At 41.0% G+C, this 23904-nt stretch carries 20 protein-coding genes; 5 read left to right on the top strand and 15 right to left on the bottom strand.

Features of this window, described 5'->3' with window-relative positions:
* Positions 1-220 precede the first annotated feature (220 nt).
* The gene (locus AC1DV1_RS23200) at positions 221-1069 is read right to left on the bottom strand and encodes an isocitrate lyase/PEP mutase family protein (protein ID WP_477364183.1); all 849 of its coding nucleotides are present in this window, start codon (positions 1067-1069) and stop codon (positions 221-223) included.
* Positions 1070-1166: 97 nt separating this feature from the next.
* Here AC1DV1_RS23200 and AC1DV1_RS23195 point away from each other — a divergent pair, with 97 nt between their 5' ends.
* Positions 1167-1757: a DUF4202 domain-containing protein gene (locus AC1DV1_RS23195; RefSeq protein ID WP_477364180.1), complete on the top strand. Its 591-nt coding sequence runs from the start codon at positions 1167-1169 to the stop codon at positions 1755-1757.
* A gap of 154 nt (positions 1758-1911) precedes the next feature.
* Positions 1912-2310, top strand: a complete 399-nt coding sequence (locus AC1DV1_RS23190) for a VOC family protein (protein ID WP_477364177.1) — start codon at positions 1912-1914, stop codon at positions 2308-2310.
* On the opposite strand, the gene AC1DV1_RS23185 is transcribed toward AC1DV1_RS23190, so the two are convergent.
* Genes AC1DV1_RS23185 through AC1DV1_RS23170 form a run of 4 tightly spaced genes read right to left on the bottom strand, consistent with a single transcriptional unit; the run spans position 2275 to position 5801 of the window.
* Positions 2275-3210: a TFIIB-type zinc ribbon-containing protein gene (locus tag AC1DV1_RS23185; RefSeq protein WP_477364175.1), complete on the bottom strand. Its 936-nt coding sequence runs from the start codon at positions 3208-3210 to the stop codon at positions 2275-2277. The genes AC1DV1_RS23190 and AC1DV1_RS23185 overlap by 36 nt on opposite strands.
* A 5-nt stretch (positions 3211-3215) precedes the next feature.
* On the bottom strand, positions 3216-4340 hold the full coding sequence (locus AC1DV1_RS23180) for a TFIIB-type zinc ribbon-containing protein (protein WP_477364172.1): 1125 nt from the start codon (positions 4338-4340) through the stop codon (positions 3216-3218).
* Positions 4341-4796 carry a tetratricopeptide repeat protein gene (locus tag AC1DV1_RS23175; protein ID WP_477364168.1) on the bottom strand — a complete coding sequence of 152 codons (456 nt, stop codon included), beginning with the start codon at positions 4794-4796 and terminating at the stop codon, positions 4341-4343.
* Between the two features lie 12 nt (positions 4797-4808).
* The gene (locus tag AC1DV1_RS23170) at positions 4809-5801 is read right to left on the bottom strand and encodes an SPFH domain-containing protein (RefSeq protein WP_477364165.1); all 993 of its coding nucleotides are present in this window, start codon (positions 5799-5801) and stop codon (positions 4809-4811) included.
* A 188-nt stretch (positions 5802-5989) separates the two neighbouring features.
* Here AC1DV1_RS23170 and AC1DV1_RS23165 point away from each other — a divergent pair, with 188 nt between their 5' ends.
* The gene (locus tag AC1DV1_RS23165) at positions 5990-6370 is read left to right on the top strand and encodes a hypothetical protein (RefSeq protein ID WP_477364162.1); all 381 of its coding nucleotides are present in this window, start codon (positions 5990-5992) and stop codon (positions 6368-6370) included.
* 92 nt (positions 6371-6462) lie between these two features.
* Here AC1DV1_RS23165 and AC1DV1_RS23160 read toward each other — a convergent pair whose 3' ends face one another.
* From AC1DV1_RS23160 to AC1DV1_RS23145, 4 genes are all read right to left on the bottom strand, one after another.
* Positions 6463-9897 (bottom strand): efflux RND transporter permease subunit, encoded by a 3435-nt coding sequence (locus tag AC1DV1_RS23160; RefSeq protein ID WP_477364159.1) that lies wholly within the window; start codon positions 9895-9897, stop codon positions 6463-6465.
* 25 nt (positions 9898-9922) lie between these two features.
* A complete protein-coding gene (locus AC1DV1_RS23155; protein ID WP_477364157.1) occupies positions 9923-11032 on the bottom strand; it encodes an efflux RND transporter periplasmic adaptor subunit in 1110 nt (369 codons plus the stop codon).
* 32 nt (positions 11033-11064) lie between these two features.
* On the bottom strand, positions 11065-12480 hold the full coding sequence (locus tag AC1DV1_RS23150; RefSeq protein WP_477364153.1) for a TolC family protein: 1416 nt from the start codon (positions 12478-12480) through the stop codon (positions 11065-11067).
* Positions 12481-12567: 87 nt separating this feature from the next.
* Complete coding sequence (locus AC1DV1_RS23145; protein WP_477364150.1) at positions 12568-13179, bottom strand: TetR/AcrR family transcriptional regulator; 612 nt, start codon at positions 13177-13179, stop codon at positions 12568-12570.
* Positions 13180-13438: 259 nt separating this feature from the next.
* Here AC1DV1_RS23145 and purB point away from each other — a divergent pair, with 259 nt between their 5' ends.
* Complete coding sequence (purB, locus tag AC1DV1_RS23140; RefSeq protein ID WP_477364148.1) at positions 13439-14785, top strand: adenylosuccinate lyase; 1347 nt, start codon at positions 13439-13441, stop codon at positions 14783-14785.
* A 289-nt stretch (positions 14786-15074) separates the two neighbouring features.
* Here the strand turns inward: purB and AC1DV1_RS23135 are convergent, their stop codons facing one another.
* The gene (locus tag AC1DV1_RS23135) at positions 15075-16727 is read right to left on the bottom strand and encodes a UxaA family hydrolase (RefSeq protein ID WP_477364145.1); all 1653 of its coding nucleotides are present in this window, start codon (positions 16725-16727) and stop codon (positions 15075-15077) included.
* A gap of 30 nt (positions 16728-16757) precedes the next feature.
* Positions 16758-18227, bottom strand: coding sequence for a tagaturonate reductase (locus tag AC1DV1_RS23130; RefSeq protein ID WP_477364142.1), 1470 nt, complete (start codon positions 18225-18227; stop codon positions 16758-16760).
* Between the two features lie 464 nt (positions 18228-18691).
* Here AC1DV1_RS23130 and AC1DV1_RS23125 point away from each other — a divergent pair, with 464 nt between their 5' ends.
* Positions 18692-19723, top strand: coding sequence for a LacI family DNA-binding transcriptional regulator (locus tag AC1DV1_RS23125; protein WP_477364139.1), 1032 nt, complete (start codon positions 18692-18694; stop codon positions 19721-19723).
* Positions 19724-19841: 118 nt separating this feature from the next.
* On the opposite strand, the gene AC1DV1_RS23120 is transcribed toward AC1DV1_RS23125, so the two are convergent.
* The 4 genes from AC1DV1_RS23120 to AC1DV1_RS23105 form a co-directional block, all read right to left on the bottom strand.
* A complete protein-coding gene (locus AC1DV1_RS23120) occupies positions 19842-21182 on the bottom strand; it encodes an OmpA family protein (protein WP_477364136.1) in 1341 nt (446 codons plus the stop codon).
* 683 nt (positions 21183-21865) lie between these two features.
* Positions 21866-22426 carry a DUF4199 domain-containing protein gene (locus AC1DV1_RS23115; RefSeq protein ID WP_477364133.1) on the bottom strand — a complete coding sequence of 187 codons (561 nt, stop codon included), beginning with the start codon at positions 22424-22426 and terminating at the stop codon, positions 21866-21868.
* A 180-nt stretch (positions 22427-22606) separates the two neighbouring features.
* Positions 22607-23203: a DUF4199 domain-containing protein gene (locus tag AC1DV1_RS23110; RefSeq protein ID WP_477364130.1), complete on the bottom strand. Its 597-nt coding sequence runs from the start codon at positions 23201-23203 to the stop codon at positions 22607-22609.
* 30 nt (positions 23204-23233) lie between these two features.
* Positions 23234-23902 (bottom strand): hypothetical protein, encoded by a 669-nt coding sequence (locus AC1DV1_RS23105; protein WP_477364127.1) that lies wholly within the window; start codon positions 23900-23902, stop codon positions 23234-23236.
* Positions 23903-23904: the final 2 nt, after the last annotated feature.

Below are 23904 nucleotides of genomic sequence, written 5' to 3'. Positions count from 1 at the left end.
ATGGTATCGTTCGCAAATATTATTGCTGGCAGGTTGCACCTCTGCAGAGCCTGGGTACTCTTATATCTGCATTTGCTATATACTGCTTTTTTTAGCTAATTCCACCAACTATTTTTGGCATCATTACCTATTATCTAAAATGTGTTAAGTTATGTTAACCCAATTAGATGCGTTTGCCATGTCGGCTTACCGCCGGGTTTTATTGTTTAACAGTTGCTTTTTAACGCCCTCCGAATAACTTATTCAAATCGCCATACGGTGTTGCATGGTCGGCATAGCTAAAAGTGCCGTTTTGAAGTATCTCTTCTGCCGCCCTAAAAACCGCCCCGTAAGCTGCCCGAATCAGCGATGACCCGATGCTCACCCGCTTCACCCCCATATCTTCGAGCATATTTAACGAAAAATTGCTACCCAAAACGCCCATAATTACATTAACCGGGCGGGGCGCAACGGCCTTAACCACTGCCTCAATCTCCTGGCGCGTTTTAAGGCCGGGCGCAAATAATACATCGGCTCCAGCATCGGCAAAAGCAACTAGCCTGGCAATAGTATCTTTTAAATCGGGCCTGCCGTATATTAAATTTTCGGCCCGTGCAGTTAATGTGAATGGGTACGGCTGATTCCGGGCAGCTTTTACGGCAGCCTTCACCCGTTCTACAGCCAATTCAAACGGGTAAATAGGATTAGCCGGGTTTCCGGTAGCATCTTCGATAGAACCACCTGCTAAACCTGCTTTCGCGGCAAGGTCAATCGTTTCAGCACAATCAATAGGGTTGTCGCCATAGCCATTCTCCAGGTCGGCATTTACAGGTAAATTGGTAGCTGCAATAATATTTTTCACATTCTGCAGGGTCTCCTCCCGGGTTATTGACGCATGCCCATCAGGCTTACCCAATGAGAAAGCAAGCCCGGCGCTTGTTGTGGCAAGCGCCTTAAACCCCAGGGTTTCCAAAATCATTGCCGATCCTGCATCCCAGGGATTAGGAGCTACAAAAATACCCGCCCTTTGATGCAGCATTTTAAACTCGTTAGCCCTGGCTTCAAATAAATTTGCTGTAGATGTATTCATAAGATTATTGGTTAGATGGATAACAACAAATCTATCGGATATTTATGATTTCAAAAAAACATGAGGGCATTATAAATATTTAACTTATTTTCAACCTATGAGTAAACTAAACAAGGCGTTTGAACTTTTTGATGCTTATAACAAACAAGATCCCCGCAGTTTTACCTGGGAGGGCGTAACTGAGCCGCAGGAATACTTTTTTGCTATTAAATTATATGAATGGGTTTTAAAATTAGATCCTGATGCTGGTGAAGAGTTACTATTAGCATCCAGGAGTCAGCACATCGGCAGGTGGGAAATTCCGCGTGAAGATTACCCGGAAGGGCGTGAGCCATACCTGAATTGGCGCAAAGACCTATCCCTGCATCATGCCTCCATCGCAGGACGTTTGATGAAAGATACGGGTTATGACGACGAGACATCGGATCGTGTTAAACAAATCATCCTGAAGAAACGAATTAAGGTTGACGCTGATGTTCAGACCATGGAGAATGCACTTTGCCTGGTATTCCTGCAATTGCAATATGAGGAATTCAGAAAAAAATACAAGGATGATCCTGAGAAAATCATTAATATTCTTCGGAAATCGTTGTTAAAAATGGACGGGCACGGGCATCAATTCGCGCTAAAATTGCCTTATTCAGAAAATGGGTTAGAATTGATTAATGAGGCCTTAAGCAGATTGTAATAAACTTGTATGGCGCAGGCAAGTTCATGACCACTTCTAATGAGATACAAAATACCAGTACCGTTTTTAATTGTTTTATTGTATCTATTTTTTGAATTATCGATATTTGAAACAAATACAAGGCTGCTTTTACCCATCATAAAAACTTAAAACGATGTCAAAGCTTTACTTCATTTCGCCTTTTTTTATTGTTTCCAACGTAACCGATTCGGTTGCTTTCTATGTAACTAAACTTGGGTTCGAAGTGCGGTACATGGGGCCCGAGGGTGATCCGTTTTTTGCCATGGTGGGCCGCGGCCCCATTTCCCTTATGCTAAAGGCTATTACTGCCGACATAAAACCCATGCCCAACCCTACCAGGCACGAAGGGGCTGCCTGGGATGCATATATTTCTACCGAAGACCCCGACCTTTTATTTGAAGAATTTAATCAGGCCGGCATAAGCTTCCGCCAACCCATTCACAACAATAGCGACGGGCTACGCGGTTTTGAAATAACAGATGCCGATGGCTATGTTTTATTTTTTGGACACCCTATCGTAGCCCAAAAGTAATCCTTTGTAAATCTGAAGCTGCCTTTTTAACGCCGCCTGTTGCATGTGGGTTACCGTTACAACATCGTAGTATTTATCGCCATCGTATCTAACTTTTGTTCTTTTGGAAATAGCTATTTTGACCAACATAGAAAGGTTTGCATCCGGGACTTCTTCGTCGCTCCATTCCCATATTGCCCCGTCGCCGTTATCTCTTTTAAAATCAGGCGCGTAATTAAACGTTTCACCACCGGCATTAAAGATCATATTTTTTATAAATAGCCAATTCTTTGAGGTGTATTGAGTGGTAAACCGGAGTGTGTTACCGCTATCGTCCTTACTAATATAGGCGTATATGCCATTGATATTCACATAACGCGGAGAACTTTGATCGTAGATGAACGTATTGCCCGAAAACTGATCATGCTTTTTACGCGCATTGCGATAAAGTTTTTTGAACATTGCGGCATCCACTACAATTGAAGACAACTCTTTGGGTGCAGATTTCGACGATGCACCTTGCTTTGCCTCATTACTAATTACACCGGCGCTGTCTTTTTTTGCCTTATTGATCGAGGCAACGCTGTCAATAGCAACCGAATCGGCTGTATTGTTAGTGGTATTTTCAATGGCGTAATTATGGATTGTGGTTATCAGCCCTATTAACACCAACACGCAGATGGTGATGATGATTGCTCCAGAACTGCTATTTTTTTCTTGACTAACTCCAGGACTCGCCAGTGAAGTTTCAACAGGCTGAAAAACTTCTTCATCCTCGCTTAATGGCGGATCGGGAGGCGATACCTCACTTATCGCGGTTTCAAATACGCTGCCGCAGTAAGTACATTTTATAGTTGTAGTAATCGCAGGTTCCAGTTCGGCACCGCAATTACTACATTTACTTAATTTCCGGGGATCCATGAACTTTAACGTATTTGGCGAAATTTGATGGATTTCCTCCCTGATGCTAAAAGGTCGAGGTTACCGCTCCGTACCCGGGCTAGCGCGGCGTAATAGTTTGCAACAGTCTTTTTATACAGTACCTTTACCATCAATAGCGGGAGCAAGCCCAGAAAAAACGCGCCGCGTAACAACCAATAAAACCCTACGGGCTCACTAAAAATGATGTTATTTAAAGAGTGATTCTTGAAGTCAAAATAATCTCCGGCAAATGCTGTCAATGCAGCGCGTAAAACCAGGACACCAAACCAAAGCCCTAAGCCGAATAACAGATATTTTTTATAAACCTTCGATTGTTGAGGAGGTTCGAAACTGGCATCAGCCGGTCTCCTGCCGTTTAGTTCCCCGGTCACATCGTCCATGTAAATGGCGTAGTCATTCCCATGGTAATAATATACTGCCCGCCAGCCGGGGTAATAAAATTTACTGGCCGATTTAGTGTCATATTTTAAATAGTGTTGATGTTTATGCGCCGGATCAGCATGAGTAAGTTCGCTATAAACCTGGTTAGCCGCTTGTAACTGGCCCAAATTATCCCAGGCTTTTTGTTCCGGTTGGCTATCAGTTAATTTAATACCGTCTGTTTGGATAGCATTAACTGGAATTATTAGCTTTTTGTCGACACGATTGGCAAAGACCGCCATGTTTTCTCCCTCCGCCTTACTTTCACCGCCATAAACCGAAACTGAAAAATTGCCACTAAGCGGAGTGTTCTGACTAAGTACTTTTCCGTTATTATCAATCGTGTTATAATAACCAGTATAGGTACCACTAAACTGATAAAACGGAACATATATCTGCTCGACGGGCAGGAACTCCGCTTCGAATAACAGGTTGACGGGCGTTTTATCGCCGCTGCTTAGAAACTTAATTACCGCATGCCTGAATTTTGAAAGGTCATTCCTGAAACGAATGCAGCCTGCATCAGGTGCCGGCCCGGTTGTTGGATGCTCAGTTGATTTGCTCGTCGTAAAAGCGCTTCCGCAATAGGGGCATTTATTGGTATTTGTTGTAAAATCGTATTCGAGGTTTGCTCCGCAATTGCTGCAGGCATTGCTGCCGCTTAGGGGTTGTGTAGTAGCCGGTTCCATTTATTTAAGCTGTTCAAATGTTTGTATAGCAATCAGTCCCAGGTTTTTGTAGCTGATAGTTTCGTTCATTGCAGAGAAAACATATGCATCATCAAAATCACTGAGTATGGCCAGTTCCTTTTTTGCTTCCTCAACCTCGTTCAATCCCAGATAGCAGTTGATGATGGAATAATGAGCTTTAGCGGCCGTACGGCCGAATTCCCTGGTATTATCATCCGGATAAATTGTGGCATCCGGATAGTTCTGAATGAGCTCGCGAAAAATAAGGATGGCGGACTTAAAGGAATTCATGTGAAAATGACAAAGCCCGGCATTATACAAGGCATCATCCGCCAGTTCATGGTCTGAATAAAGCCGGGTAATGTCCATGAACTGCCGCATGGCGTCAAATAGTAATTGTTGCTGAACTAGTTGGCTGGCAGCAGCAAACAGTTCGTAAGGATGACTATTCGTCATAAGTGGATAAGGTTATATAAGACTTAACAATTGTGCTTTCTTTTGATCAAACTCAGCTTGGGTGATAATCCCCAAATCCAAAAGACTTTTAAGATCCTTGAGTTTTTCGATAGGGGATTTCTGTTCAGGCATCGAAGCACTAGGCTGTATAGCCGGTGCCATAGCCTGCTGAACCATTTGCGGCATCATAAAACCCATGCCCAGCCCAACCCCACCGCCTACCGTTTGTCCTGCAATTCCGTTGACGTTATTTGCAGCATCCTGGATTGACATGGCCATTTTGTATTTCATAAACTCATCCATATTACCCAGGGCCGACATACCCGATCGTTGATCTATCATCTCCTGAACTTCTTCAGGCACAGAAATTGAACCTACGTAAAAATTGTGCAATGATAAACCCAAATCCTGAAAATCGGGCTGTAGCGCTGTTTTTACATTTTCGTTAATGGAATCATAAGCTGAAGGCAGATCCATCACCGATTGTGCTTGTTTTCCAAGTATCCCGGTTAGTTTAGATACAATAATATTTTTTAAGTAATCGGCAATATCGGCATCCTGGTACATGCCCATTGTACCTACTATTTGATTTACAAACACGCGGGAATCTGATATCTGGATGGTGTAATTACCAAAAGCACGTAAGCGTACCATTTTCAGGTCGCGGTCAGCAAATAAAATTGGCTCTTGCGTGCCCCACTTCAGATTAGTAAATAGTTTTTTATTGGTGAAATAAACCTCGGCGCGGAACGGTGAATTAGGGCCATAAGCAAAACTCGTAACCCATTTTGTGATCACCGGAAAATTACGCGTTTCCAGCATATAACGCCCCGCCGCAAAAACGTCTACTACCTGGCCATCCCTAAAAAATATGGCTTCCTGCGTTTCGCGTACAGTTAGTTGCGCGCCCCATTTGATTTCTGTCGGTCCGTTATCCGGAACCCGCTTTACCATTACACTTCCCGAGTTATCTAAAAACTCAAGAACTTCAACTAATTCAGGCATAAATAATTGTGACGATGTTTAATGTTCAAGGCTAATATAAATTATTTATTTAAAAAATAAACATAATAAATGCACATACATCAAGGACAGGATAGTGTGTAAAGGCGGGAACTAATTACTGTTCAATCTCATGTAATGATGTGCCATAGGTCATTTTTTAAGTGGCCAATGGTTCCTAACCTTGATGCATGAAAAATATCAGTATCAAACATTTGAATTTTGCACACAACGCCTGGTTAAGAGGACTTGGTTTTTACGAACTGGAACTTGGCTTTCTACAGGAACGATTAGAAGAAATTGCCGGTGATAACACTGGGAAAGAGGTTTCGGAAAAAGTAGAATATTTTCAAAACCAACTAATCATCCATCGTGATTACCTTGACAATTTAAAGCACCGCATCCATACCAACATGACCTTACTGCAGCATGAGTTAAAGGCAACTACAACATACGTTGATGAAGCAACCGTTATGGCATACAAGCAGCTTGCGGAAGATTATTTTACAGAAGACCGGATGTTTATAGACCTTAGAAACGAGTTTAACCGTTTCGCGTCCGAATGGATGTAAACAGGATATAAACTTGCTTGCCTATATATTAAGCACAAAAAAGCCGCCCTGTTAAATTCCAGGGCGGCCATTCTTATTAGTAGTTTAAAAAGTTAAACTTCCTCTGCTTCTAAAACCGGAATATGCTTCTCCTCCTTTTTCCCGAAAAGCCTTGCTTTAAGGTTATAACGGATAAGGTACATACATGGCACCAGGATCAGGGTGATGATGGTAGCAAAGCCTAAACCGAAGATCATTGTCCAGGCTAATGGCCCCCAGAAGGCTACGTTATCGCCACCAAAGTGAATGTGTGGTTTAAAGTGGGTGAACATCTCCACAAAATCGATATTGAAACCTACTGCCAATGGGATCAAACCTAATATGGCGGCAGTTGCTGTTAACAATACCGGCGTCATACGGGTATGCCCCGCTTCAACCACGGCATCGTGCACGCTCGCGCCCTGCTCAATCAGCATATCCGTAAACTCTACCAGCAGGATACCATTTCGCACAACCACACCAGCAAGTGCTATAATACCTACACCAGTCATAACGATGGCCATAGTCATACCGAAGATACTTACGCCCAATAATACCCCTATTATACTGAAGAAGATTTCGCTGATGATGATCAACGTTTTACCTATTGAGTTAAATTGAATCATCAGGATGATCAGGATCAAACCAAATGATGTAGCTAAAGCGCCACCAAGGAATGTAACTGCTTCCAGCTGATCTTCCTGGCCACCACCCTGGCGTATGATAATATCATCTGCATGTTTAAAATTGCCAATTGCCCTTAATATGCTTGCATTTACTTCGTTAGCATTGTAAGGTTTGATAACGTTTGATCCTAATGTCAATACGCGCCTTTGCTGTTTACGTTTAATATTACTGTAAGTATTGGTATACTTAACATCGGTAAAGGCAGATATAGGCACTTGCCTTATTGAACCACCTGTGGCCAAATCACGATAGGTGATCTTTAAGTTTTTCAACTCATCAATATTACTCCGCTGGCTTTCAAGTGCTCTTACTTTAATCTGGTAATCATCCTCTTTGGTGTTTCTAAAATCTCCGGCCTTAGCACCAAAAATTGCAGCCCCCAGGTTATCATTAACAGTTTTTGTACTTATACCCTCACGGTTAGCCCTTTCTCTGTCAATGTCAAAAACAATTTCAGGTTTATCGCTTTGTACATCTGCTACCAGGTTATCAATACCGGCAATGTTTTGTTTAGCAATGTAATTTTTTAAACGGTTACCGGTTTTTACCAGCGAATCAAGGTTATCGCCAATAAGTTCGATACTGATATCTTTTTGCACCGGCGGGCCGCTATTTTCCTGTGTTACAGAAATTCTGGCTCCCGGTACACCCTGCACAGCATCGCGTATTCTTTTTAAAACGGCTTTGGTATCTTTACCTTCGCGTTTACCAAACTCAACAAAAGCAACGGTAATTTTACTTTTGTTTTCGTAGTCTAACTGATCTTCATCTGTAGGATCAGTTACACCTTTGGTAACATTTGATATTACCGACGACACGATATCTTTATCTGGCTCAACTATCTGGGCAACACGCTGCTCCAGCTTTTTAGTAACCTCGTTTGTGGTAGCCTGATCGGTACCAATAGGCATGGCAATGTATACGTAAGCAAAATTCGGATCGCCCGATGGGAAAAACTCGGGTGTTTTGCCTCTTACAACCATTAAAAATATGGCAAATACAAATAAGGCGAATGTTCCTAACAGGACAATCACAGGTCTTTTAACTGCCCGCTCCAACCATTTGGCATACCATTTTTGAAACCTCGGCCATACATTGTTTTGGAACTTATCAATCACCCTTAGTAAAACAAAGTGGTTAATAAGATATAAAATTATAGCCAGGGCAATTAAATTACCCATACCCATTGTCCAGATACCGGCAAAAAATAAAGCATAGCTTATAATAGCCAATACTCCCATAATTAGTACAGCACGAGTTGTTTTCTTATCAAATTTAGGGTTATCATGCTCTCCTTCAACGTGTGGTTTCATAAAATCGACCGCGAACACCGGGTTCATGATGTAAGCTACAACCAATGACGCCAGTAGTGTAATTATAAGCGTTATTGGTAAAAAAAACATGAAGTGACCAATCAGGCTATTCCAGAATGCAAGCGGAATAAATGGTGCCAACGTAGTCATCGTTCCCGAAAATACTGGTAAAAACACCTCACCTGCCGCCATTTTAGCCGCCTGTTTAATAGGTACTTTACCGTTATTAAAAATACGGTGCGTGTTTTCAATAACCACAATAGCATCATCCACCACAATCCCCAGGGCCAGCAGGAACGAAAACAATACAATCATGTTCAATGTAAACCCAATGGCTGGCATTATTAAAAAAGCAATAAAACATGATAATGGTACCGATAACGCCACAAATATGGCATTAGTTGTGCCCATAAAAAACATCAGGATAATGGTTACCAACATAAAACCAATTACGATGGTATTGATCAGGTCATTTAGCGTCGTCCGCGTTTTGTCTGATTGATCGCCGGTTACTGTAATAGCTAAACCCTTTGGGAAAACCGTTTTCTGTTTTAGCTTTATCAGCGCATTGATTTTATCAGATGCCTGGATTAAGTTTTCGCCAGCCCTTTTACTTACGTTTAAGGTAATTACATTTTTAAATTTAGGATTATCGGGAGTTTTTAAGCGCGCGTAAGTTTCCTGCTCTAAAAATGAATCTTTTATTTCGGCTATATCCCTTAGGTAAACAGCCTGCCCCTTAGGATTCCTGATAGCCATAGCAGCTACCTGGTCGGCATTTTTAAAATCCTGTTTTATATCGATGCTACGACGGATGCCATCCGTTTTGATGGTACCAACAGACGACAGAATATTTTCGTTACCGATTGCCTGGATAATATCGCTAAAACTAACCTGAGCTGCCGCCATTTTGTTCATATCAACATTAACCTGAATTTCGGGTGTTAAAGCACCTATTTCGTCAACCTTGGATATTTCCTTGTAGCTCTCTATCTCGTCCTTTAACACATCGGCATATTCCTTCAGCTTTTTAAGGTCATAATCGCCAGATATATTGATGTATAAAATAGGAAGATCGGCAACGTTTATATCAGATATTACCGATTCTTTCAAATTCACGTCGCCTTGCGGTAAATCCTGCTTTGCTTTATCAACGGCATCTTTCACATCGATCTTAGCATCTTTTATTAAAACATTTGCCTGAAATTCGGCAGTAATAATAGATACATTTTGCACCGAGTTGGAAGTAACCTTTTTTAACCCTTTTAATGATTTTAGTTGCTTCTCTATCTGCCTGGTAACCAGGTTCTCTATATTTTGAGGCGATTGGCCGGCAAAAGTTGTGGTAACAAATACTTTTGACTGCGCTATATCTGGAAAGTTTTCCTTCGGCAAACTGTTATAGCTGATAAGACCTAATACCGAGATCAAAAATATGAGCACGTATATGGCGGTCTTATTATCGATGGCCCAACTGGAGGGGCCGAATTCTTTAGTTGAATCTTTCATAATTGACAGATCAAATGATTAATATTTAATTAGCAGAATTTAAAACTTTGATCTTATCGCCGTCTTCGATATCCGTTGCACCTTCGGTAATCAATTGATCGCCGGCCTTTAAACCTGATAATATTTCTGTTTGGCCACCATAKGTGCTGCCCGATTTTACATTAACCCGTTTGGCAACGCCATTGGCATTTAACAATACATAGTCACCTTCTTCTGATTTTTGAATAGCCTTCACAGGTATTGCAATAGTGTTTGCCTTGTTGTAGTTGGCAATTTGAATGATGGCGGTCATGTTGGGGCGTAAGGTTTTACGCACAGGCAATTTAATCTCGACACCGAAACTCCGCGAGCTGGGGTCAATAACTTTAGCTGCAAAAGTTACTTTAGTAACCAGTGAATCATTTGCATCAGGTACCAGTATCTTTACTTCGTTACCGGTGCTTACACTTCCTGAGTAAGACTCAGGCACATCAGCTTTAACCTTTAATACATCGGCATTAACAATACGGATACCATTTTGGCCTGGGCTGGCAACCTGGCCCAGTTTAAGGTCCATTTGATCTATACTACCGCTTATTGGCGATACAATGCGAAAATAAGCCGACTGTTTCTTCAATGCATCTAAAGCTTTTTTACTGCCTTGCAAATTGGCCTGTGCCTGTAAAAACTGAACTTCGGTGCCTATCTTTTGATCCCAAAGATTTTTCTGGCGATCAAACAAAGTTTGATTTAAACTAACCTGCGTTTCGCTCTGTGCTATATTTTGCATCATTACACTGTTATCCAGTTGGACAAGTGTTTGACCTTTACTTACATGATCGCCTGTTTTCACAAAAATACCGGTAATAGTACCAGCAGTTTGCGGGTAAGCTGTTACGTTATCCTGTGCATCTATTTTACCTTGTATTTGCACATAATTGGTAAACGTACCGGTCTTTATAGCAACAACACTTACATCGGTAGTTTTACCCGAATCGGCGCCACCCACTTCGGCCTGTAGTTTAACAACTTTGGCGTTTATTTCGGCTTGTTGTTTTTGCAAATCAGCAAGCTCGGTTTTTTTATCTTTTGGTTTGCTGGTGCAGGCTGCAACCAAAAGAACTAATGCAGCCGGTATGTATAATATTTTTTTCATGTCGTTTTTATATAGTGAGTTTAGTTTGTGTTTTATTGAATACGTCCGTATGCCTGGTCAAGGTCAACCTTGCTTACCAGCGCGTCATATAATCCTTGTATATATTTGTTATCAGCATCTTCAAGGGCGGTTTGTGCCTGTGTAACCTCGATGCTTGAGCCTACCCCTTGCTGGTATTTTATTTTGGAAACCCTTAAAACTTCCTGAGCCAAAGTTTGGTTGGCCTTTTGATTGTTTAAGGATTGCAAACCATTAATGAAAGTAATACGGGCCTGATTGGCTTGCAGGCTCAACTGATTTTTAAGATTATATAAATCGTTTCTTGATTTTAACAGTGTAATTTGCGTTTGCCTAACCTGGTTAATGCGTTGCCCGCCATTATAGATTGGGATGCTTAAACTTAAACCGAAATAGGTTGATGGGTAGCTCGCACTATATAATTTGCTAAAATCGTTGTTTTGATAAGTAATTGCTGTACTACCGTTTAACGATAAAGAAGGAAGGAAGGCAGATTTTCTGCGTTTTAAATCAAGTTCATTTAATTTAACGTTAGTTTCTGACAAATTATACTCAATTCTTTTATGGTAAAAAGCGGTGTCTGATGTTACGCTTGCATCGGCAATGCTACTATCTATATTGATATCTTCAAGTTTATCCTTAAGTACTAATTCGCTTTCAATGGGCATTCCCATCTGAAATTTCAAAACCTGATAGTTTAATACCAACATCCGTAAAACATTTTCTCGATTGGTAATCAAATTGTTATATTGAACAGTAATCCGGTCTACATCAATTTTTTCTACAAAACCTTGCTTGTTTTGTGCAACCGTTTGGTCCAATTGCTGCTTAAGCTGTGTGATGTTGGCATCTAAAAGTATTATTTGCCTGTTACTTACCAAAACCTGGTAATATGCTTTAGTAACTGCTACAGATGCGTCTATTTTAGTACGGACTAAGCTTCGTACAGAAAGTTCCTTATAAGTTTTCGATGCTTTCAATCCTACTAAATAACTTCCGTCAAATATTATCTGGTTTAAAGTTAAACCCAAGTTGCTGTTATATTTCTGGTAAATACTGAAATTAACATCAGGAAATGTTTTGGCCTCTATTTGGTTACCTTTCCCGTCCTTCACACCTTCCTGATGTAGCACAGCATACAAGCCATTTAAAGAGTTAGGAAACAAAATAGATGGTGTTTTCAAGTAATCCTGAAAAGATGCCGATGCAGCAATCTGCGGCAAACCTATTCCTGTTGTTTCCTTTATCTTATACTCCGCGCTTTTAATATCCAGGCCCGCATTTACTACCGCAGTTTGATGCTCGTGGGCATAATTTATACACTCCTGAACGCTAAAATTAAAGGTCTGATTATTAGGTGGCGTTTCCTGGGCATAGCTTTTAAAGGCTACGGCACCCAAAAATGTGGCCGTAAAAAGTAAATATTTCATTGTATATATAGTTGTTTGGTGATTTTTCATCTATTATGCCTCAAATATCCAGGCTGATTATGACAGCCTTATGTCAGCAGTGTTAAATTAATCTTCTTTAATATTCCTGTACTGGTTTAAAAGTTTGTACCCCTTAAGGGTACAAATGCCATAATTAAAATGGTCTAAAAACTGCACCTGCACTTTCCAGGTATTAAATTCGGCTACCGGGAATATGGTAGTGTTAAACCCAAGCTCTACCGTATTCACCCGCATACGGGCTACTATTTTGGGGTCAATCTCGGGCCTTATATAACCTTGTTTAATTCCTTTGGTCAACAACTCCTCCAACGTACTAATCAAAACCTCCGATTTAAATTGCTGAAAAACCTTCCATGCATCAGGATGATACTTTTGCATATCATGAATTACTATCGGGTTGATGCGTGAAAACATATCCTCAGAGCATTTGGTCATGTTGATCATTTCCTCAATCACGTTAGAAGATTTATTGATGAACTCAATCATCTGCTCTTCATCTTCCTTCAGCTTTTTGGTTACCAATGCTGTTACCAGCTCGTTTTTATCCTTAAAAAATTGGTATATCGTTTTTTTCGACATACCCAGGTGCCTGGCTATATCGTCCATGGTTACGCTCTTGATGCCTGCTTTTAAAAACAGCTCTTCGCCACCTTCGATTATTCTTTCTATTTGACTCATTGACTTTCCGGGTCAAAACTAAGGAAACATTTTTTGATTTCAAAGTTTCCAAACGAAATGACTTTTTTCAGACAAACATTACAGATGTGCAGATTTCAAATTCCAGATGCCAAATAACTGCTACATATTTTGATATGACTATCGAGAATTTTAAAATAGGACACCGTTTCAGAAATTTGCATATCTGAAATTTGCACATCTGCACATCTAATATCATCTGCGCATCTAAATGCTTATCTTTGCAAAAAATTATATTTCAATGAACTTTTCTCCGCTTTCTGCAATTTCGCCAATTGATGGCCGTTATCGAAACACCACCGCCGAACTTGCCGATTACTTTTCTGAATATGCCCTGATCAAATACCGTGTATTTGTCGAGATTGAATATTTTATTGCATTGGTTGAATATCCTTTGCCTCAGTTACAGGGTTTTGATGTTAATCTGGTAGAAAAGTTACGCGATATTTATAAAAACTTTACCGAAGCGGATGCCCAAAGCATCAAAGAGATTGAGAAAATTACTAACCACGACGTGAAAGCTGTGGAATATTTTATCAAAAATGAGTTTGATAAATTAGGCGGTTTAGATGCTTTTAAAGAGTTTATTCACTTTGGTTTAACATCTCAGGACATCAACAATACAGCTATCCCTTACACCTTTAAGCTTGCGATAAACAATACCTACTACCCTGCTATTAGCCAGCTAATTGATACATTAAAAGGTTATGCTGCAGATTGGAAAGATATCCCCTTGTTGGCACATACACACGGGCAACCAGCTTCGCCAACAAGACTTGGCAAAGAGATTGAGGTTTTTGTAGAACGGCTTGAAGGCCAACTGGAGATTTTGAAATCAGTAAAATACTCGGCCAAATTTGGGGGCGCTACGGGCAACTTCAACGCGCACCATATTGCTTACCCCGCTAAGGATTGGAAAGCTTTCGGAAATCATTTTGTGAATGACGTATTAGGATTGAGCCGGTCGCAGTTTACTACCCAGATTGAGCATTACGATAACTTTGCAGCCCAATGCGATGCTTTAAAACGGATCAACAATATCCTGATTGATCTTGACCGTGACATGTGGACTTACATATCCATGAATTACTTTAAGCAAAAAATAAAAGCAGGCGAAGTAGGCTCGTCGGCTATGCCACATAAAGTTAATCCTATTGATTTTGAGAACTCGGAGGGTAACCTGGGTATCGCAAACGCGCTATTTGAACACCTGGCTGCTAAGTTACCGATATCGAGGTTGCAACGCGACTTAACCGACTCGACAGTATTGCGCAATATAGGAGTCCCTGTAGCTCATACTTTAATCGCCATAAAATCGACCGTTAAAGGTTTAAACAAACTATTACTTAACCAGGACGCCATAACTGCCGACCTGGAAGCAAACTGGCCGGTAGTTGCCGAAGCTATCCAAACCATATTAAGGCGCGAAAGCTACCCTAATCCATACGAAGCACTAAAAGACCTTACCCGCACCAATCAGCAGATAAACGCACAAACTATTGCAGAGTTTGTGGACAGGTTGGATGTGACAGATAATGTGAAAGATGAATTGAAAAAGATTACGCCTTTGAACTATACTGGGATTTAGCCCTATGTCACGAGTAACTACCCGCTTAAGCGGGGTAGTTACTCCAGCATGACGGGTGGGCATATACTTCATTATAAGTTTAAAAACATTTAACAAATCATTTTTATACAGGTCCTTAAAAAGGGCACCAGCCAAGAGGATGAATCATGATCAGCCTCTTTTTTTCTTTAATATGTTTACCGGACAAAAGTGATGTCAGAGTAACGAATCAAGAGAAAGCAACAGTAAGCGAACCTATGCTCTTGATTCTTGACTCCTGATTCTTGACTCTCGGTAATTGTAAATATACCTATAAGGATACGCCCCTTTTCCAGGGAATAAAATCGTCCTGGCCATGCCTTACCGCGCTTACTTCAATTTCGCCGCTTGCCACTTTAATTACGTAGTCCAGGATCCTTTCTCCTGCCTGTTCAATGGTTTCATCGCCTTCTACTATCGTACCTGTATTAATGTCGATGATATCGCTCATCCGGTTAAATAAGGTGGTGTTTGTGGCTATCTTAACAACAGGAACTATCGGGTTGCCGGTTGGCGTACCCAAACCGGTTGTAAATAAAACTATATTAGCCCCCGAACCTACTTCGGCTGTGGTTGATTCCACATCATTACCGGGGGTACACAGCAAATTTAAACCGGGCTTGGTAACTTTTTCAGGATAATCAAGCACATCTGCCACCGGTGATGTACCGCCCTTTTTTGCAGCTCCGGCGGATTTGATGGCATCGGTTATTAAACCATCTTTTATATTGCCCGGCGATGGGTTCATGTAAAAGCCAGAGCCTGCTTCTTCGGCACGCTGGCTATAGCTACTTACCAGGCTGGCAAAACGTTCGGCATCATTTTTATCCAAACAACGGTCAATCAGGTTTTGTTCAACACCGCATAGTTCAGGAAACTCGGCCAGGATAACCGAACCGCCCAGTGCCACCAGCACATCTGAGGTGTAACCAATTGCAGGGTTTGCCGAAATGCCCGAAAAACCATCAGAGCCCCCGCATTCCAGCCCTATAACAAGCTTACTTAACGGCGCCGGCTTACGAACGTTTGTATTGGCCTGCATTAGGCCGGCTAAAGTTTGCCGGATGGCCAGTTCCATCAGATCGGCCTCTTTCCCGGTTTTTTGCTGATCCAGTATGTACAATGGCTTATTAAAGTTTGGCGAGCGTCTACTGATCTCTTCCTGCAACGTCTTCACCTCGGCATTCTGGCATCCCAGGCTTAATACTGTAGCGCCTGCCACATTAGGATGGGTAATATAACCTGCCAGTAAACCGCACAAGGTAGTTGAATCTTGCCGTGTGCCTCCACAACCGCCGGTATGCGATAAAAACTTGATACCGTCAACATTCGGAAACAGCTTGTTGCCCGTTGCCTGGGCTGTATCTCCGTCAATTTCGGTATACAATACTTCATTAATCTCTCTGCCGGCTTTAATCATGCCTATCAACTGCCGGGCCTTTATCTCGTAAGTTTTCTTTCGTCCGTAACCCAAGGGTTTTACCAACGCTTCCTGCAATACTTCAATATTGCGATTCTCGCAGAACACCATTGGTACAACCAGCCAGTAATTGGCCGTGCCCACACTACCATCCTCCCGGTGATAGCCGTTAAATGTTTGGCTTTGCCATTTGCTTACATCTGGCTTGTGCCAGTCGGTATGGCTGGTGCCGGTTAAAAAGCTGTTGGCCGCGTGTACTACATTACCGGTAGATAACAAACCACCAACTGGGATAGGGCTTTGCGCTTTACCTACTAAAACTCCGTACATAATAATTTCGCCGCCTTCCGGAATATCCGTAGCGGCAAATTTATGTTTTGCCGGAATAAAGTCAGTTACTGTATAAGTATCGCCTTTATATTCGACATTTTCACCAGCTTTTAAATCAACCAGGGCTACCAGTACATTATCGGCAGGATGTACTTTTATAATTCGTTGTTTCATCGTTTTAATTTTAATTGTACGGCGATGTCTTTATCCTCTGTTAATGCGGTTAAATTGTTCTGTCACCGCTTCGGTAAAACCTGGTAAAATGTCTAAGTCGGCATCCCACAGGTCTTTATTTTTTAATATATTTTGAATTACAGCATCGATATCCGGGTTTTCCCAAATCTTTGCAAAATAGGTAGCCTGGCTATCTGTAACTTTATATTCCTCATTGTTGATGGTACCGATATATTGCCCTTCATCACCTGCTTCAACATGCATAAAACGGATAAAGGCTGCAAAGCCAAGCGCCATACATACCGGAGCTGCATTTTTTAATTTATAATAGTTTAATAATAACGGAATAACCCGCATTTTAATTTTGGTGGAGTATTGCACCGAGATACTTAACCACTCATGCCGGATATACGGATTGCGGAACCTATCCAACACCTTGTTTCCAAAATCGGCGGCTACTTCATCGTCAATTTCATAGGGGATGGCCGGCCTTATCTCATCAAATACCAGCTGCGTGATAAACTTTGTAAACTGCACATCGCCCATTGCATCTTTAACCGTTTTAAATCCCGATAGGTAAGCAAAAGCACAGCACAAGGTATGTGTACCATTCAGCAGCCTTAACTTTAACTCTCTGAATAATTCAATATCAGGTGTTATTACCACACCTTCATCCACCTGGCCAAATGATAATACTTCTTTTATTTTATCATCGCCCTCTATGGCCCACAAGCTATAGGTTTCGGCCATAATGCCAAGATTATCGGTATAGCCATTCTTGCTCTCCAATTCATCTTTCGATGCACTATCCGGCCGACCAGGCACAATCCTGTCAACCAATGAATTACAGAAACTATTACTACTTTCCAGCCAATCCATAAAGTCGGGCTCCAATTTGTTCAAATGGGCCAATTCTAATATAATGGCCTCCAGTTTTTTACCGTTATCAACAATAAGCTCGGTTGGAATAATTACCAGGCCACTATCGGCACTGCCGTTAAAGGCCATATAACGCTCATACAAAACAGCCAATAGTTTGCCCGGAAATGAAGCCGGCGGGTGTTTACGGACATCTTCTTTTACCAGCTTAATGCCCACTTCGGTGGTGTTTGATATGATCACTTTTAATTTGGGGTTCCTGGCAACGTCCAAAATCTCGTCCCACTCATTAGCTGCAGAAAGCACCCTGCTTATGGCCGACGAAATTACCTGCTCGCTTACCTGTTGGCCGTTAACAATCCCTTTTGAGTAAATGGTGTATAAATTATCCTGCTTGTCAAAATCATCAACCGTCCCGGTATCCGTGGACTTGACGACCACTACCCTTCCATTAAAAACCCCTGCCCTGTTGGCCTTATCAATATAGTAATCAGGCAACCCCCTTAATAATACGCCGGTGCCAAATTGCAGTACTTTTTCCGGCAGTTCAAAAAGATGCTCAGCCGGTAGTTCAATTGCAGTTTTGTTTATTCTTTTAAGGTTATACTTTGAAAGTATCATGTTTTGTTTGATTGGGGTATTTATAATTTATTTTTGTTTTTATAAAGTGTGATCGGCCACCCGGCGTACCGGGTCATTTGCTGCGTTAAAATTTCGAATTCCGGAGGCAGCTTCCGGCCATCTACTTATTCGTTGTAAAACCAGGGGCGGCCTGCGGCATATACCGCGCTCTTGCCGTATTTAAAGGCAGGTAAAAGTTAAACGCAGTATAATTCTATTTAGATCAATGCTGCTGACTGCGAGATTTTAAATTCTTAAACAAGATTAATGGCTCTCGGTTATAAAAAAAAACATTTGACCAACTAAAACCACGCAATCGTTCCCAGTAACGTTTGCGTAATTTTTGAAGACATGGGTGAACACGACAAAATCCCGGTTTTTACGATAACTTAGTGGTAAAATAATTTCTTAATATTTGCAAACGTTTGATCTTGCTGTAATTTGCACGATCAGAGAACCAAATTATGTTTGAATCTTATACCATTAAGGACATTGCAAAGGCTTTGGGTGTTTCAACATCCACAGTATCAAGGGCATTAAAGGGCAGCTACGAAATTGGCGCTGAAACCAAAAAAATTGTCCAGGAATATGCAGAGAAAGTGAATTACCGCCCTAACCCTATAGCCTTAAGTTTGAAAGATCAAAAAAGCCATTCTATTGGTGTTGTGGTGTGCGAGGTAGCCAATGACTATTTCTCGCAGGCCATTAATGGAATCGAGTCTATTGCGTATAACCTTGGTTACCATGTTATTATTACACAAACCCACGAATCTTTTGACAGGGAAACAGTTAACGTACAGCATTTGCTTTCAAGGCATGTTGATGGGTTACTTGTTTCTCTATCTGCCCAAACAACTGATACATCGCAGTATAAATATCTTCATGAAAAAGGGTTCCCTATTGTATTTTTTGACAGAATAGCCGCAGATATTAATACACATAGGGTAGTTGCTGATAATTTTAAGGGTGCATTTGATGCTACGGAGCTTTTGATAAAATCTGGGTTTAAAAAAATAGCGCACCTAACCAATTCAAATAACTTATCAATTACGGTTGAAAGGCTTAACGGCTTCAAAGCAGCTTTGGATAAGCACGGCATTGATTTTAAACCTGGTTATTTAAAAAATTGCGAGCATGGCGGGATGATTTATGATGAAATTGAATTTGCTGTAAAAGCTTTGTTAGCTATGGATGACCGGCCAGAAGCCATTTTTATAGGCAGCGACCGGCTAACCATTAATTGCATGTCGATTTTAAAAAAGCTTGGGGTAAAAGTACCTGATGATTTGGCCCTGGCCGGCTTTACCAATTCGGATGTTGTTGATTTATTTGATCCGCCGCTCACGGTAGTCCGCCAGCCTGCATTCCAGATAGGGCAAAAAGCTACTGAATTACTTATAAAAACCATTGAGAGCAAATGGCCGGTTGAAGACTTTACAACCGAGCGCGTAGATACGCAGTTAATTGAAAGATTATCGTCGCAAAAATTAAGATAAACTCCATTCCCTTAAGTCCGACTAAAAACCGTTAGTCTTTAACCTAACGAAACAGTTTAAACTCAAAAAAGCCCCGGGTTATCCGGGGCTTTCGCAAATAATATTTTATTAAAGATTATTACTTTTTGAACTGAACGCGACGGTTTAATACACGACCATCTTCTGTTGAGTTATCAGCAATTGGCTGAGTTTCGCCATAGCCTTTAATTTTTACTTTCTTGGCATCAACTCCAGAGTTAACCAAGTAAGTTTTTACCGAATTAGCACGATCTTTTGATAAAGAAAGATTGTGAGCAGCTGTGCCCTCAGATGAAGCAAAGCCATCAACCTCAACTTTAGCACCAGATGCACGCAAATCGGCAGATGTAGCATCTAATACAGGGTAAGATGAAGTGCGCAATACCGAACTGTCAAATTCAAATTGAATGTTTGAATAAGCGGTACCAACCACTTTGCCGCCACCCAACGTTGAATCTGGTTTAGGGAATACGATAACGCAACCAGAACCATCAACTACACTGCCTGCGGCGGTACCTGGGCATTTGTCAAACTGATCAGCAACACCATCGCCATCTGAATCTTTTTTCAGGTCGCTAACCGCAGTTTCAACATTGGTTACACGGCCTTTTAAAGCTTCAACTTCCTGGCGTAAGGCTGCATCGTACAATTCGTCATACATTTGTGCAACCGGGTTAACCCATGTTAAGTTTTGTTTTGATTTCGGGCCAAAAGTATACTCTAAACCACCATAGGTATAAGAGTAATGGCTAAACTGCGGATAGGTATGAATACCACCAAAGTTGTAACCTTGTACAAAGCTAACGGTGTAACCTAAGTTTAAGGCTACCGCGTCAGACAATCTGAACTTTACACCAACGCCAACCGGAGCAAATAGTTCTTTTACTGTTTTATCGCCAAAAGGCAAAGTGTTAACAACGCCGGCGTCGGTTGTATTTTCTTTAATTTTGTACAAGTCTAAACCTAAACCTGCAGAGCCATAAAAGTTAACACTGTTTTTACGATGCAGGAAGCTAACGCTTGCGATGTTAAATACAGCACTAAGCGCCGCCGAATTAAACGAAGTTTTGTATCCGGTGTAACCAAACTTCGGTTTACCTTCTTCATCAACGCCTGTTACTTTACCACCTAAATAATCCAATTGTAAGCTAAAGGTGTGAGATAGTTGTTGCCTTAAATATACACCATAACCCAAATCAGCTTTAAACTTGTTGGTAGTGTTAATGGTAAACGGAACAAGCCCATCAGTGATACCGGCGCTAACGCCAATACTGAATGTGTTGTACTGGCCAATACCACCAAATACCTTGGCAGTAGAAGTCTCAGAAGACATTGTAGTAGTTGCTGTTTTGGTGGAATCGGTTTGAGCAGTAGCCATACCTACAACCATCAAAGACGCAAATGATAATGCGACTGTTTTCTTTAATGTAGAGTAATTCATAGTTGTTTGTTGTTGTTTTTTAGGGCGTTATAAAAGCCTTTATAATCACCTATAACTTAAAAAAAAGTAAATTGTTTCGACAAATGAAAATTGTTTTATAGTTATGAAATTAAAACAATCAATTGGTTGAATTCTCCTTTAGATACCCGACCAATTACACTTACCATCTTCGCTTTCAATTTACTTCTTTTGCTCTTTTACAAAAAGAACGCCAAAAAACAAAAAGACGCGCTCTTGGATTCAAACTTCCGATACATCAACAAAGGATCATTCGGGAAAACGAGGTTGATTTAGTCAAAAAAAATAAGCCGCCGGCGAAAAACAGCAAATCACTGAACTGTTATTTTTATTTTAAGTACATAAACTGTCTATATTAGGATACAATATTAGCATACAGTCGAACGACTTGCTTTGGATCTAGGCAATTTTGTATAGCACTTAACCGGGCTTAGGCAGAACATTAAAAATCATTTGTACGTTATATCAAAACGGCTCCAAAAAAACCGGTATAATAACCGGCGCTTTTATGTTGCTAACAAACGTTTACCTAATCACGATAATAAGCCCTGTCTGCATTACCCGTGATACACCACAATAGTATTCTGTATAGCCGGGAAAGCAAAACAGGCCTTTCTTTTTCAGAAAAGGCCTGTTGAATTGTTATAAGATCAGTTGGTATTATGTTACACGGTTGAATCGAGCGGCTGTGGTTCATCATATCCGGCATTCAGAAACGGAGGGCGCTCTTTTTTGAATATGGCCGCAGTAATAAGCGCGATGATGACTCCCATAATTATAGTACCTATCAAGCCAAAAACAGCCATAATTCCAGGTTTCATGAATTTACGTGTCATGGACATGGCTGTATCAATTTGATCCTGGGACATATTTTTTGCCTGTAATTGTGCCTCTGACGATGCAAGTATTTTTTCAAGCATTTCGGGACTTAGCACAGCAAAGTACAGGTATGTGAAAACAGCAGCGAGTATCCCCATAAAAACGGAGTATAACAGTCCGGCCTGAAACCCCTCACCATACGTTAAATAACCTCCAAGCTGATTGCGATATTCTTTTTGCGAAAGGCATAAAAACGCAATAAATGGGATATAGCTTATCCATCTTAATTTTGAGTTAGGGTCGATATTCGATAAATCGAAGGCGTAAGTAAGTATTATTGATGTTACTACGCCAATCAACGCCCATTTTATTGCGGGGGCAGATGGGCTGGCTTTTTTTACTTCCATGAGATTATAGGTTTATTTTTTGTTTCCCTAAATTAACTAATATTTTAGAAATCTGGTACGCTGCTCCACATTTATTTGATATGCATGCCGGAAACTTCAGTTGCTGTATTGATTACAGTACGAATTAAAACAGGCCTTCCCGGATAAGGAAAGGCCTGTAAAGTCATATCTACTTATTAATTATACCGATGTGGCGCCTGTTCCGGTGTTATAAATCTGTTGTTCATTTTTAAAAAACGCAGCAAAAATTAGGGCTAACACAAACAGAAATATAATAGTTATACCAAATGACTGAATTTGCTGCCCTATGGTGATGCTTTTTTCACCTTCTAAAGCCTTTTTCATATCGCTTATTTTAGCATCCACATCCTTGGCGTTTGCCGGGTTTTCTACCTTAAGTTTATTTAGCGCGTTTATCATCGCAGCTTCAGTTTTCTGAACCATATCGGGCTCTATTACTTTCGCAAAAATATTGCCTTTAACAATGAACACTACGAGGTAGGAAGCAAAAAACATGATAAAGATACCTGTAGTAGCCTGCCGCACGTTCCAGGACCCTCCTATTTTTTTCCGGAGACCCATACAAAACAAAATGGCTATCCCTATTGGCAACACATACGAAAACAGCACCGAACCGATGGTTACTGTAACAGCCGTTTTTGCCACCAGTATCATAAAATAAAAATAAACGATGCTGACAACCGATAACACAACCCCCAAAATCAACCCGTTGATTAATCCTTGTACTTTTATTTTTTTATTTATCTCTTCGTTCATGCTTACATGTAATTAAGGCAACCGAACTGCCTATTGAAAATTGATCAGGATCTCTAAAACAGCCATATCGAAATCAGCTTCCAATGCGTTCTCGGCTATAATAACCTTTGCCTCCGGCGATGGATCTATATTTTGAAAAAAGCACATTACCGGGTAAAACAGTTCGGCCAGTTCAGAGTCTTCGGGCAAGCTGTTGGCTACATTTGCTATTTCTTCTACCGGGCTTTCCATCAATATCTGGTTAGCTATAATAGGCTCATAAATACGGTATTCGTCCTGGAACTCGTCTTCATCAACCAATAAAAACTCTTTCAAATAGTCTTCCAGCTCGGGCTCAATGTCCTCGTCTTCACACTCGTTCAGGTACAAGAGCAGGTTTAACAGCTCGGTACCCCGGTCAAGCGTTTGTTCTTCAATATCTTCCCACTCCGGGGTATCCAGGTAATCCTCTTCCAGTTTTTTAACATCGGCGCTAAAAAAGTTGATCATTAACAGATCAAAAAACACCTCGCGCAACACCTCAACCTGTGGGTTATTGTCAAATACTTCGTCCAAAGCGTCAACCTTGGTCAGGAAATCTTCGTCGGAAATAAAAACATCACCGAAATCGCCGGTTAATACGGTTGCATCAAAGCTGTTATATTTAGAAAATGCCTCTAAGGCAGCCTGGAAGGCCGTTTCTATTTTTGGATCGATCATAT

Source organism: Mucilaginibacter sp. P4_D1 (genome assembly GCF_056401935.1).
This window is presented reverse-complemented; position numbering and strand designations above follow the sequence as displayed.